The following is a 12,715-nucleotide window of genomic DNA, read 5'->3' on the forward strand; positions in this document are numbered from 1 at the left end:
ACGGGGGACGGACAGCACGATGGTGACCGAGTACGACGGGGACCACCTCGACTTCCAGGGCGGGAAGTTCACGGGTCCCTTCACGGCGAAGGCGGAGTACCGAGAGCATGCCCCGGCACCCAGCGCGCTGGACGCCCTTCCCGCGCGGGCGGTCGGTTTCACCGGCCGGGATGCTGAACTGCGGGCGCTGCTCGACGCGTTCGACCCGTCCGACTCCGACTCCGACTCCGGTGCCGCTCCGGAAGCGGTGGTGGTCGCGGCGGTCTCCGGGCTCGGGGGTATCGGAAAGACCGCGCTCGCGGTGCAGGCGGGGCACGAGGCCTGCGCCAAGGGCTGGTTCCCGGGCGGGGTGCTCTTCCTCGACCTGCACGGGTACGACGACGAACCCGTCACCGCCGAGCAGGCTCTGGAGGCGCTGCTGCGGGCGCTGGGTACGGAGCCCGAGCACATCCCGGCCCGCGCGGACGAGCGGGCCGCCCTCTACCGTTCGACTCTGGCCAACCGAGCCCGGGAGCGGGGTCCGGTACTGGTCCTGGCCGACAACGCGTCCTCGCCGACTCAAGTGCGGTCCCTGCTGCCGGGCGGCGACACAGGGCACCGGCTCCTGGTCACCTCACGGGATCGGCTGCCCCAACTGGGGGCTCGGCTGGTGGCGTTGGACGAACTGACGCCGGAGGAGGCGTACGACCTCCTCGACCGCGCCCTGCGGATCGCTCACCCCACCGACAGCCGCATCGCGGACGACCCCGAGTCGGTCACGACCCTCGCCACCCTCTGCGGACATCTGCCGCTCGCCCTCCAGATCGCGGCGGCGCTGCTGGTGGTGGACCGGGACAAGCCGGTCGGGGAATTCGCCGCCGAACTCGCCGAGTCCCGCGACCGGCTCGACCACCTCGATGACGGCGAGCGCAGTGTCCGTGCAGCCTTCGACCTGTCGTACAAGCGGTTGCCGCCCGAGCAGGCCCTCGTGCTTCGTCTGCTGGCGCTGGCCCCAGGGCCCGATGCGAGCAACGAGGTCGTCGCCGCGCTCGTCGGGACGGACACACCTCCGGTCCGGGCGCTGGAGGCCCTGGCTCGCGCACATCTCGTCGAGCGCGGGAGCGGACGCCGGCGGTGGCGGTTGCATGACTTGGTGCGGGTGTTCGGGGTGGGTGTGGTGGCGGGGGATATGGGGTTGGCGGAGGAGGGGGAGGAGGCGCGGCGGCGGGTGCTGGACTTTTATTACTCGCGGGCGGATGCGGCTGATGACTGGTTGCGGTGGTTTCCGGGGAAGCCGGTGCCGGGGCGGTTCGGGGGGCGGGGGGAGGCGTTGGGGTGGCTGGATGGGGAGCGTGTTGGTCTGGTGGAGGCGGTGGGGTGGGGGGAGCGGGAGCGGTTTGCGGACATGGCCTGGCGGCTGACCACATGTCTGGGGGAATACCTGGGCTGGCGGCGGTATTTCGATGTCCGGGTCGGGGTGGGTCGGGCTGGTCTGAAGGCGGCGGGCCGCGCCGGGGAGGGCGAGAGTGAGGCCAGCGCGTGGGACCACCTCGGCCTTGCCTTGCGGGGAGCGGGCCGGGTGGTGGAGGCGGTCGAGGCGCACACGGCCGCCCGCGACTTGCACCAGGGTTCCGGGGACCGTCGTGGCGAGGCTAGCGCGTGGAACAACCTCGGCCTTGCCCTGCGGCAGGTGGGCCGGGTGGTGGAGGCGGTCGAGGCGCACACGGCCGCCCGCGACTTGCACCAGGGTTCCGGGGACCGCCATCGGGAGGCCGGTGCGTGGAACAACCTCGGCCTTGCCTTGCGGGAGGCGGACCGGGTGGCGGAGGCGGTCGAGGCGCACACGGCCGCCCGGGACCTGTACCAGGCCGCCGGGGACCGTCACCGCGAGGCTGGCGCGTGGGGCAACCTCGGCGTCGCCTTGCGGGAGGCGGACCGGGTGGCGGAGGCGGTCGAGGCGCACGGGAAGGCGCTGGAGGGCTACCGGGAGTTCGAGGACTGGTACCGGACGGGCCAGATCCTCCACAACCTCGCCTTCATCCACAAGGCCGCCGACCGCTCCGCTGAGGCCCGTGCCTGCTGGCTCCAGGCCGCCGACGCCTACACCCAGGCCGGCGACACCGCCAAAGCCGACCAGGCCCGCACCTGGGCCGATGAGCAGCAATAACACCCGCCCCACCCCTCACCCCTTAACCGCCCCACCCAGCGCAAACCCCCCACCCACCCGCCGAGCCACCAGCACATACAACAAAATCACCGGCGTCGAATAAATCACCGAGAACGCGGCCAACTGCCCATAGACAACCGTTCCCCGATTCCCGAAGAAGTCGTTGATGCTCACGCTCGCCGGCATCTGGTCCGGTGTGAGGAGCAGCATGAACGGGACGAAGAAGTTGCCCCACATCATCACGAACGAGAAGACGGTCACCACCGCCACGCCCGGGCCCATCAACGGCAGCACGATCCGTGCCAGCGACTGGAACGCCGAAGCGCCGTCCGTCCACGCGGCCTCCTCCAGTTCCCTCGGTACTCCGTCCATGAAGTTCTTCATCAGCCATACAGCGAACGGGAGTTGGGAAGCGGCGAAGAAGAAGATCGTGCCCTGCATGGTGTCGATCAGGTTCACCCGTACGAACAGCGCGTACACCGGAACCATGACCGCCGTGATCGGCAGACACGTGGCGAACAGGATCGTCAGCAGGAACGGGCGGTTGAAGCGCGATCTGAACCGCGACAACGGGTACGCCGCCAGCGTCGCGCACACCACTGTCAGGAGGGTTCCGCCCCCGCACAGGATCAGGCTGTTGAGCAGCGGTGTGAAGGTGACGTCCGGAGTCAGTACCGCGTCGAAGTTGTCCAGCGTCAGGCCGTCCGGGATCTTGACCCGCAGGTCGGCGTGCGGATCGAGGGCGGACAGCAGTACCCATGCGAGCGGGAGTACGAAGGCCGCCGCGACGACCAGGAGGCCGGTATCCGCCGCCAACCGGCGGTTCGTCCGGCGTGATGCCGCCGTCATCTCACACCTCCGTCCGCAGCAGCCGCATGTACACCAGCGAGAACAGCGAGCCGACCACCAGCAACAGCAGCGCCACCGCCGTGCCGTAGCCGATCATGCTTTTCTGGAAGGCCTGTTCGTACATGAAGAGCGGGAGCGTCTGGCTTCGATTTCCCGGGCCGCCCCTCGTCATCACCCAGATCAGCCCGAAGACCGACAGGGTCTGCAACGTGTTGAGCATCAGGTTCGTGCCGATCGAGCGCCGGATCATCGGCAGCGTGATGTGCCACATCCGGCGCCAGCTGCCCGCGCCGTCGACCTCCGCCGCCTCCGTGATCTCCTTCGGGATCTCGTTCAGCGCCGCCGAGTACACCAGCATCGAGAACGCCGTACCCCGCCACACGTTCGCGAACGACACCGCCAGGATTGGCAGCGTGAACAGCCAGTTCTGGGACGGGAGATGGAGCCAGTCCAGGATCGCGTTCAGGGTGCCCTCCCGCCGGAAGAACGCGTACAGCAGGAAACCCGCCACCACCTCCGGCAGCACCCACGCCGTGATCACGATCCCGCCCACCAGTGTCCGTACCGGCTTCGACGCCCGCTGCATCAGTGCCGCCAGTGCCAGGCCCAGCGTGTTCTGGCCGATCAGGGAGGACAGGACCGTGAAGACCAGCGTCAGCCATACCGCGTTGAGGAACGCCTCGTCCTTGAACGCCGTACGGAAGTTCTCGAAGCCGACGAAGGAGGATGCGGCCTGGCCGGTCGACTGCAGGTCGGTGAAGGCGATGTAGGCGCAGTACGCGATCGGGCCGGCGAGGAACAGGAGAAGCAGGACCACCGCCGGTGCGACAGGGAGCGCACGGGTCAGCATGCGTGTGAGGGAGCGCCTGGTCGCACTCGCCTCACTCACGGCTTCTCTGCTACCTGGTCGTCCGTCGCCGACTTCAGTGCCTCGTCGTACGCGCTCGCCGCCTCCCGCACCGACGCGTCGCCCGTCGTCACGCCCTCCATCGCCTCCTGGACGGCCGTCGAGACTTTCGGGTACGCCGGATACGCCGGGCGGTAGTGGGTGCTTGCCACCAGGTCCGTGAAGAACTTGATGCCGGGCTGGGCGTCGACGTAGGCCGGGTCGGCGGCCACGTCCTTGCGGACGGCGATGCCCGAGTTGGCGATGTACCACTTCTGGGCGTTCGCCTTCGTCTGCATCGTCCTGATGAACTCGAAGGCCAGGTCAGGGTTGTTCGCCTTCGCCGGGATGGCCCAGGTCCAGCCGCCCGACATGCTCACCGTGCCCGGCGCCTGGCCGTGCTGGGTCGGCATCGCCGCCAGGCCCAGCTTCGTCGACCACTCGGGCCATTCGTGGCCGCTGCCCGGCAGCCAGTCCTGGGGCAGCCAGGAGCCGTCGAGGTTGATGCCCAGTTTGCCCTGGGGGAGCCACTCGCCCCGGGCGCGGGTGGCCACGTTGGGGTCCAGCGCGTCCGACACATCAGGGCCCAGCTTCTCCTTGTACACCGTCTCGACGAACGTCAACGCGTCCTTGAAGGCCTGGCTCCCCGCGATCCACTTCTTCGACGAGCCGTCGTACAGGGGGTCCGAAGCCACCGAGCCCTCCGTGCCGTACAGCAGCATCTCGAAGCCCTGCATCGTCGCTGCCTCGCCCGCCGGCTTGCCCGTGTAGACGTTCAGGGGGATGACGTCCGGGACCTTCTCCTTGATCGTGCGGGCGGCGGACAGCACCTCGTCCCATGTCCTCGGCTGCCAGGCCTCCGGAAGCCCGGCCTTCTTGAAGATGCCCTTGTCGAACCAGAGCCCCCGGGTGTCCGTGCCGTCCGGGACGCCGTACGTCCTGCCGTCCTCGGCCCTGGCCGCCGTCTTCGCCGTGTCGATGAACTGGTTCCAGTCCGGCCACTTGGCGAGGTAGGCGTCCAGCGGCTTCAAGTACCCGCTGGTGATGTCCGAGTTGATGAGGAACGTGTCCTCGTAGACCAGGTCGGGGGCCGTCTTGGGGGAGCGGAGCATCTGCTGGACCTTGGTGTAGTACTCCGAGTCCGGGGCCTTGATCGGGACCAACTCGACCTTCTTGCCCGGGTTGGCCTTCTCGAACTGCTTCTTGATGTCCGCCAGGTACTCGTCCATCACCTTGACCGAGTTGTCGGTCGACTGTTTGAACGAGATCTTCACCGTGTCCGGATCACTTCCGGAGCCGCCGCCGCAGGCGGTGAGGGAGCCGGCGGCGAGGGTGATTGCGGCGATAGCGAGGAGAGAGAATGGTGCAGTTGGGCGGGCGGCGGTGGGGCGCACGAGCACGACCTCCTACTGGCTCGGAAAGCCTGTATGGCTGCCTCGCGAACGTAAGAGGAGTGGTCTAGTCAGGTCAATGACCTTGCAGCGCCTACCGTTTGCCTCGTACGCACATCGCGGATCACGGGAGGAAGAGCGTGGCGGAATCACCGGAGTCAGCGGGAATGACGGGATCAGACGTCACCCTTGGGCAGTTGCTGCTCGCCGAGTACGCGACCCTCAAGGACGAGCAGAAGTCCCGTATCGGATTCCGCGACAACCTGCTCTACGTCACCCTCACCGTCGTCGCCGCCGTCATCGCGGCCGCCGCGCAGGCCGGGCAGCCCGTCATGCTGCTCGCACTCCCGCCCGTGTGTGTCGTCCTCGGCTGGACCTACCTCATCAACGACGAGAAGATCTCGGCGATCGGGGCTTACGTGAGGGGCGAGTTGGGGCCTCGGCTCGCCCAACTCGCCCAGATCGAGGGAGCCTTCGGCTGGGAGTCCGCGCACCGGTCCGACGCCCGGCGCGGCTCCCGCAAGGCCGTTCAACTCGCCGTGGATCTCCTCGCGTTCTGTGTCGTCCCGCTCGCCGGACTCGTCGTCTACTGGGGCGGGGGCGACACCGGCGGCCCGGGGCTGCTCGTGCTCTCCGTCGTCGAGGCGCTCGGCGTCGCCGGGCTCGCCGCCCAGGTCGTGGGCTACGCCCGCCCCCACATGTGACCCGTACCCCCCGGGCTCCCACATGTGACCCCTACTGCCCCCGCACCCACCGGTACTGCAACTCGGGCCGCCCCACCTGCCCGTACTGCGGGTTCCGTGCCGCCCGGCCCGCGTCCACCAGGTGTTCCAGGTAGCGCCGGGCCGTGATGCGCGAGATGCCCACCTCCTCGGCGACCCCGGCCGCGGTGAGCCCCTCGGTGCTCGCCCGCAGAGTCACCGTGACCCGTTCCAGGGTGGGGGCGCTCAGGCCCTTGGGGAGAGCGGCGGGGCCCGGGGCGCGCAGGGTCGCCAGCGCGCGGTCGACCTCGTCCTGGCCGCTCGCCTCGCCCGCCGACGCGTGGAACTCCGCGTACCGCACCAGCCGGTCCCGGAGGGTCGCGAAGGTGAACGGCTTCAGTACGTACTGCACGACCCCCAGCGAGACCCCCTCCCGGACCACCGCCAGGTCACGCGCGGACGTCACCGCTATCACGTCCGCGTGGTAGCCCGCCGCCCGCAGTGAGCGGGCCAGTTGCAGCCCGTGTCCGTCAGGGAGGTGGAAGTCGAGCAGCAGCAGGTCCACCGGCGTACGGTCCAGCGCGCGCCGCGCCTCGGCGCCCGTGTGCGCCTTGCCCACGACCGTGAACCCGGGCACCCGGCCCACGTACATGACGTGCGCGTCGGCGGCGACCGGGTCGTCCTCCACGACGAGGACGCGGATGGGGTCGGTCGTCGTGTCCCTGCGCGGGGTGTCTCTCGGGTCGGTCATACGTCGCCTCCAGGCAAGGCGGGTTCGGAGTGCTCGGTCGGCTCGGTCCACTCGGTCGGTGCGGTCGACCCGGTCGGTCCGGTTGACGCGGTCGGCTTGGTCAGCTCGGTAGGTTCAGTCGGCTCGGCGGGGGCGCGGCGCCCCGAAGCACCCGAAGCACCCGCACTATCACTCGCACTCGCCGAGCCCGATGCCGCCGCGGGCATCGGCACCTTGGGCAACGGCAGCCGTACCTCGAACTCCGCCCCGCCGCACGCGGCCTCGGCCACCGTCAGTGTCCCCTCGTGCCGGGCCACCGCCTGCCGTACGAGCGCCAGCCCGAGACCCCGGCCGCCCGGCCCCGCCGGCTTGGTGGAGAAGCCCCGCTGGAAGACCGCCTCGGTGTGAGCCGGGTCGACACCCGTGCCCGTGTCCGTGACCCGCAGCACCAGCACGGCGTCCTCCGTGAGGGCCGTCACCGTCACCCGGGACGGTCCCATACCGTCCTCCACGCTTCCCTGCGCCGCGTCCACCGCGTTGTCGATGAGGTTGCCCAGGATGGTGACCAGGTCGCGGGCGGGGAGGGTGTCGGGGAGGAGGCCGTCGTCGAGGCTGCTGTCCTCCGACACGACCAGCTCCACGCCCCGCTCGTTCGCCTGCGCCGTCTTGCCGAGCAGCAGGGCGGCCAGCACCGGTTCGCTGACCGCCGCGACCACCTGGTCGGTGAGCGCCTGGGCCAGCTCCAGCTCGGCCGTCGCGAAGTCCACAGCCTCCTCCGCCCGGCCCAGCTCGATCAGCGACACGACGGTGTGCAGGCGGTTCGCCGCCTCGTGCGCCTGTGAGCGCAACGCCTGCGTGAAACCCCGCTCGGAGTCCAACTCGCCCATCAGGGACTGGAGTTCCGTCACATCGCGCAAGGTGACGACCGTACCCCGGCGCTCCCCGCTCGACACCGGGGAGGTGTTGACGACCAGGACCCGGTCGGCGGTCAGATGCACCTCGTCGACGCGCGGCTCGGCCGACAGCAGCGCGCCCGTCAGCGGTGCGGGCAGCCCCAGCTCGGCCACCGACCGGCCGACGACCTCGCCCTCGTCGACGACGCCCAGCAGCTCCCGCCCACCGTCGTTCATCAGCGCCACCCTGTACTGCCCGTCGAGCATCAGCAGCCCCTCGCGTACGGCGTGCAGGGCGGCCTGGTGGTAGTCGTGCATACGGCTCAGCTCGGCCGCGTTCATCCCGTGGGTGTGGCGCCGCAGCCGCGCGTTGACGACGTACGTGCCGATCGCGCCCAGCGCCAGCGCGCCCACCGCGACCCCCAACAGTGCCGTGACCTGGTCCTGGACCCGGGCGCTTATCTCCTCGACCCGGATACCCGCGCTGACCAGCCCGATGATCTCGCTGTCGGCGCCGCCGGCGCGGATCGGCGTGACCGCGCGGACCGACGGGCCGAGCGTGCCGGAGAAGACCTCCGTGAACGACTCGCCGCGCAACGCGCGCTCCCGGTGCCCGAGGAAGCGCTGACCGATCTGGGCCTTGTCGGGGTGGGTCCAGCGGATGCCCTCGGGGTTCATGATCGTGATGAAGTCGACGTCCGTGTGGTGCTGCACCTGGAGGGCGTACGGCTGGAGCAGGGTCGTCGGCTTCGGGGCGGTCAGGATCGCCTCCCGCACCGAGGGGGCGTCCGCGACGGAACGGGCCACGGCCATCGCCTGGCGGCCCGCGGCGTCCTCGGCCTGGCTGCGGTCGCTGAGGTACGTGAACAGCGCACATCCGGCCACCACGACCGCGATCAGTACGGCCTGCATCGCGAACAGCTGGGCGGCCAGGCTGCGGGGTCCTGGAACGCGGGGGAAGCGCATGGTGCCAGTCTGCCTCTCCTTATAAGCGTGAACTAAATGAACGGAAGGGTGACCGCCCTCACAGGGCGGGGGATAGTCACGGCATCGCAGGGACGCGATTCACGGGCCTTGGCCTGTTTTCGGTCGCCGCCCGCGACCCCGCAGCACCCCCAGCACCATCGAAACTCCCCGCACCATCGAACTCCCCGCACAACCGCATCCCCAGCACAACTTTCTCCCCATCCCCCGGACGTGAGCCGCACGCCGGTGATGCCGACGACGACGTCAAGGAGGGCAGCCGTGGCCACCTCATCCTCAACGGCACCTGCCGCACCCGCCGCGAAGCGGGACCGTACCCACTACCTCTACATCGCGGTCATCGCCGCGGTGGCCGCCGGTATCGCCGTTGGTCTGATCGCCCCGGACTTCGCCGTCGAGCTGAAGCCGATCGGAACCGGCTTCGTCAACCTGATCAAGATGATGATCTCGCCGATCATCTTCTGCACGATCGTGCTCGGCATCGGCTCGGTACGGAAGGCCGCGAAGGTCGGCAAGGTCGGCGGGATCGCGCTCGGCTACTTCGTGCTCATGTCGTTCGTCGCGCTCGGCATCGGCCTGGTCGTCGGCAACATCATCGAGCCGGGCACCGGCCTCGCGCTGACCGACGCCGTCAAGGAGACGGGCCACGCGCAGGTCTCGGCCGAGGCCAAGGACACCACGGAGTTCCTCCTCGGGATCATCCCGACCACGTTCGTCTCCGCCTTCACCGGCGGCGAGGTCCTCCAGACGCTGCTCATCGCCCTGCTCGCCGGGTTCGCCCTGCAGGCCATGGGCTCGGCCGGCCAGCCGGTCATGCGCGGTGTGGAGCACATCCAGCGCCTGGTCTTCCGTATCCTCGGCATGGTCATGTGGGCCGCGCCCGTCGGTGCGTTCGGTGCAATGGCCGCCGTGACCGGTTCCGCCGGCGTCGACGCGCTCAAGCAGCTCGCCGTCCTGATGCTGTCCTTCTACCTCACCTGTTTCCTCTTCGTCTTCATCGTGCTCGGTGCGCTGCTGAAGATCTTCACGGGCCTCAACATCTTCTCGCTCCTCAAGTACCTGGGCCGCGAGCTCCTGCTGATCCTCTCGACCTCCTCCTCCGAGTCCGCGCTGCCGCGCCTCATCGCGAAGATGGAGCACCTGGGCGTCAGCAAGCCCGTCGTCGGCATCACCGTCCCGACCGGCTACTCGTTCAACCTCGACGGCACCATGATCTACATGACCATGGCGTCCCTGTTCATCGCCGACGCCATGGGTACGCCGATGTCGGTCAGCGAGCAGATCCCGCTGCTCCTCTTCCTGCTGGTCGCCTCGAAGGGCGCGGCGGGTGTCACCGGCGCCGGTCTCGCGACCCTGGCCGGCGGTCTCTCCTCGCACAAGCCCGCCCTGGTGGACGGCCTCGGCCTGATCGTCGGCATCGACCGCTTCATGAGCGAGGCCCGCGCCCTGACGAACTTCGCGGGCAACGCGGTCGCCACGGTCCTGATCGGCACGTGGACGAACGAGATCGACAAGGAGCGTGTCGCGGAGGTCCTCGCCGGTCGGCACCCGTTCGACGAGAAGACGCTCATCGACGAGAACGACGGCTTCCACCCGGACGCCGACGGCGCCACCGACTCCGCGGATGTCCCCGAGCAGGGCGGCGAGAAGGAACTGGCCAAGGCCTGACGGCCTGAACACCGGCTCACTGACAGTCCCGGAAGACTCCGGGTGGCTGGACACTCCCCCGTAGTCCAGCCATCCGGCCTGAGGTACCCCGGCAGGTCCGCCGGAGCCTCAGGACCCCGAAAAACGCCGAGCGGCCAGGCTCTCCCCCGTAGCCTGGCCGCTCGGCCATTTCTGCGATCTCTCGACTTTGCGGCACCCGGAGACGCGGCGCGTCTGCGGGTGCCGGACCGCGCCTCACCGCTTCACGGCCTCCGGCCGCCTCAGCCCGAGGCGGCCGGTGCCGGGACCGGTGGTGGCGCGGAGACGGTCGGGGGATGGCCGAACAACTCGGTGAGGGCATCGAGTTGGAGGCTGATCGCGTCCAGGGCGGCGTGGGCGGTGGTCACCTCGGGCGATCGGGTGACGACGGCCGGGGTTCTGGGGCCCGTCGGGGCAGCCGCCGACGGACACACCCCGGCGGACCGGTCGCTCGTGCGCCCGGACCCCAAGGGGGCCGCCGGGTCCGACCGGCCCCCCTGGGCCGGCGCCGCCGCCGGGGATGTGGCGCCGGACGGGCCGAGGGTCGTGCCGTCGACCCGGTCCACGGTCCTGCCGTCGGTCGGGTCCAGGGTCGAATCGTTGGTCGGGTCTGCGGTCGTGCCTCTGACCGGGGCCGGGGTCGTGCCGTCGGTCGGGTCGAGGGTCGTGCCGTCGACCCGGTCCACGGTCCTGCCGTCGGTCGGGTCCAGGGTCGAATCGTTGGTCGGGTCTGCGGTCGTGCCTCTGACCGGGGCCGGGGTCGTGCCGTCGGTCGGGTCGAGGGTCGTGCCGTCGACCCGGTCCACGGTCCTGCCGTCGGTCGGGTCCAGGGTCGAATCGTTGGTCGGGTCTACGGTCGTGCCTCTGACCGGGGCCGGGGTCGTGCCGTCGGTCGGGTCCAGGGGCGTACCTTCGGCCGGGGCCAGGACCGTGACGTCGCCGGACGTGGCCGGGGCCGGGCGGCGGCCGATCGCGCGGCGTACCGCCAGCCCGTGTGCCGCGACCTCCTGGTGTCGGCGTGACAGGTCGGGGTCGGTGGCTACCGCGTCCGGGGCCCTCGTGACCGCCGTGGCGTAGGCGCCCAGCGGCTCGGCACACCGTCCCAGCGCGACCGGTGCCGCCAGGATCGCCAAACCGCGCTTCCGCCATCGCGCGGCCAGCGCCGACGGGACCGGGAGCGACTCCGCGACACGCAACGGGGCTGCCGCCAGCCTCAGTTGCTCCAGCCGGAACAGGAAGCGGGCCTGGGTCACCCGTACCGCCCGGGTGTCGTGCGGGTCGGCCGACAGGACCTCGCCGAGACCGGCCAGGGCCGCCGCGGTGCGGGACCGTACCGTCCCCGAGGTGCGGATGGGCAGGACGAGCCAGGAGGCGGCGATTCCCAGCACCGCGCCGACCGCGATCCCCGCCAGCCGGGTGTCCAGCAGGCTTCCGGCGTCCTGGCCGAACCAGTCGTAGAGCAGGGAGAGCACCGCGGTGACGCAGCCCGCCCAGTACGCGTAGCTCAGCTCGCGCAGCCAGGTGGCGGCGGCGAGGACGCTGAAGATGATGACGACCACCGTGTCCGAGTGTGGTGGGAAGGAACCGGCCACCGCCCCCGCGACCACCGTGCCCGCCGCCGCGCCCAGGGTCCGCCAGACCCCTTTGACCAGCACGTCTCCCCGACTGCGTGCCCCGCTGCCGACCAGGAACGCGGTGAGCACGACCCACGTCCAGTGATCCGGCCACAGCACCCGCCCGAGCGCGAACGCCGTGCCCAGCGCGGCCGTCGACTGCAGTGCCATGCGCGTGCCGGCCCGCAGGCCGGGGCGGTCCGGTACGGGCATGGTGGCCACCGCGGCGGACGGCGGGCGGGGGACCAGACCGGTGCGGTGGCCGATCCAGGTGACAGCCGTCCCCCAGGCGACCGCGAACAGTGCGGTCAGCGCCGCCCAGCCGGTGGGCGCGTATCCCTGCGCGGGGGCGCCGCCGGGCACGACCAGGACGGCGACCAGCGGCAGTACCACCAGCGTGCCGGCCCGGGTCGCCCGCAGCCCGAACCGGCGTACCCAGACGGAGGCGGCGACGCCAAGCGTGAACAGGACGTCGCCGGCGTCGGGGTGATCGCGGATCAGCGCGGTCAGTTGCATGCCGCCGGCCGCCGCGCAGGGCAGCACCAGGCAGGCGATCAGCCGGTCGGTCCGGTCGTGGACGCGCTGGACACGGGCGAAGGCCGAGGAGATCACCACGGCCTGGACGACACTGTCGACGTACAGACCGGCACGGTTCTCGATCCACAGCGACCAGGCGTACGTGCCGAGCACGGTGATCATGCCGAGCGCGGTGGCGCGCAGCAGCCGGGCCCCGGGATCGAAGTGGAGAGCGTGGTGGAGGGCCCGGCCGGTGCTTCGGCGCAGCCTCACCCAGAAAGTAAGCATCACGTAACATCATCGCCGATCCGGTGTCGCTG

The 12,715-nt window shown here is 70.4% G+C and carries 9 protein-coding genes; 3 read left to right on the forward strand and 6 right to left on the reverse strand.

Annotated features, from left to right (window positions below; all coding sequences use genetic code 11):
- Positions 1 to 19 precede the first annotated feature (19 nt).
- Positions 20 to 2,146, forward strand: a complete 2,127-nt coding sequence (locus OG241_RS38850) for a tetratricopeptide repeat protein (RefSeq protein ID WP_405822285.1) — start codon at positions 20 to 22, stop codon at positions 2,144 to 2,146.
- 15 nt (positions 2,147 to 2,161) lie between these two features.
- Here OG241_RS38850 and OG241_RS38855 read toward each other — a convergent pair whose 3' ends face one another.
- The 3 genes from OG241_RS38855 to OG241_RS38865 are packed head-to-tail and all read right to left on the reverse strand — an operon-like array spanning position 2,162 to position 5,281.
- A complete protein-coding gene (locus OG241_RS38855; protein ID WP_405822287.1) occupies positions 2,162 to 2,995 on the reverse strand; it encodes a carbohydrate ABC transporter permease in 834 nt (277 codons plus the stop codon).
- A gap of 1 nt (position 2,996) precedes the next feature.
- Positions 2,997 to 3,845: a carbohydrate ABC transporter permease gene (locus tag OG241_RS38860; RefSeq protein WP_405822289.1), complete on the reverse strand. Its 849-nt coding sequence runs from the start codon at positions 3,843 to 3,845 to the stop codon at positions 2,997 to 2,999.
- Positions 3,846 to 3,880: 35 nt separating this feature from the next.
- On the reverse strand, positions 3,881 to 5,281 hold the full coding sequence (locus OG241_RS38865; protein ID WP_405822291.1) for an extracellular solute-binding protein: 1,401 nt from the start codon (positions 5,279 to 5,281) through the stop codon (positions 3,881 to 3,883).
- Positions 5,282 to 5,439: 158 nt separating this feature from the next.
- Between OG241_RS38865 and OG241_RS38870 the strand changes: the two genes are divergently transcribed.
- Positions 5,440 to 5,976, forward strand: coding sequence for a hypothetical protein (locus OG241_RS38870; RefSeq protein WP_405822293.1), 537 nt, complete (start codon positions 5,440 to 5,442; stop codon positions 5,974 to 5,976).
- 31 nt (positions 5,977 to 6,007) lie between these two features.
- Here the strand turns inward: OG241_RS38870 and OG241_RS38875 are convergent, their stop codons facing one another.
- A complete protein-coding gene (locus tag OG241_RS38875) occupies positions 6,008 to 6,724 on the reverse strand; it encodes a response regulator (protein ID WP_405822295.1) in 717 nt (238 codons plus the stop codon).
- A complete protein-coding gene (locus OG241_RS38880) occupies positions 6,721 to 8,562 on the reverse strand; it encodes an ATP-binding protein (protein WP_405822297.1) in 1,842 nt (613 codons plus the stop codon). The genes OG241_RS38875 and OG241_RS38880 overlap by 4 nt, the downstream gene beginning before the upstream one ends.
- Positions 8,563 to 8,811: 249 nt before the next feature.
- Here OG241_RS38880 and OG241_RS38885 point away from each other — a divergent pair, with 249 nt between their 5' ends.
- Positions 8,812 to 10,248 carry a cation:dicarboxylate symporter family transporter gene (locus OG241_RS38885; RefSeq protein ID WP_405826676.1) on the forward strand — a complete coding sequence of 479 codons (1,437 nt, stop codon included), beginning with the start codon at positions 8,812 to 8,814 and terminating at the stop codon, positions 10,246 to 10,248.
- A 260-nt stretch (positions 10,249 to 10,508) separates the two neighbouring features.
- On the opposite strand, the gene OG241_RS38890 is transcribed toward OG241_RS38885, so the two are convergent.
- Positions 10,509 to 12,668: an FUSC family protein gene (locus OG241_RS38890; RefSeq protein WP_405822298.1), complete on the reverse strand. Its 2,160-nt coding sequence runs from the start codon at positions 12,666 to 12,668 to the stop codon at positions 10,509 to 10,511.
- Positions 12,669 to 12,715: the final 47 nt, after the last annotated feature.

This window comes from Streptomyces sp. NBC_01390 (assembly GCF_045040105.1).
Taxonomy (GTDB): domain Bacteria; phylum Actinomycetota; class Actinomycetes; order Streptomycetales; family Streptomycetaceae; genus Streptomyces.

Bases quoted from the DNA above. Each gene is read 5' to 3' on its own strand.
- OG241_RS38850 (WP_405822285.1), top strand. From the start codon at position 20: ATGGTGACCGAGTACGACGGGGACCACCTCGACTTCCAGGGCGGGAAG.
- OG241_RS38855 (WP_405822287.1), bottom strand. From the start codon at position 2,995: ATGACGGCGGCATCACGCCGGACGAACCGCCGGTTGGCGGCGGATACC.
- OG241_RS38860 (WP_405822289.1), bottom strand. From the start codon at position 3,845: ATGCTGACCCGTGCGCTCCCTGTCGCACCGGCGGTGGTCCTGCTTCTC.
- OG241_RS38870 (WP_405822293.1), top strand. From the start codon at position 5,440: ATGACGGGATCAGACGTCACCCTTGGGCAGTTGCTGCTCGCCGAGTAC.
- OG241_RS38875 (WP_405822295.1), bottom strand. From the start codon at position 6,724: ATGACCGACCCGAGAGACACCCCGCGCAGGGACACGACGACCGACCCC.
- OG241_RS38880 (WP_405822297.1), bottom strand. From the start codon at position 8,562: ATGCGCTTCCCCCGCGTTCCAGGACCCCGCAGCCTGGCCGCCCAGCTG.
- OG241_RS38885 (WP_405826676.1), top strand. From the start codon at position 8,812: ATGCCGACGACGACGTCAAGGAGGGCAGCCGTGGCCACCTCATCCTCA.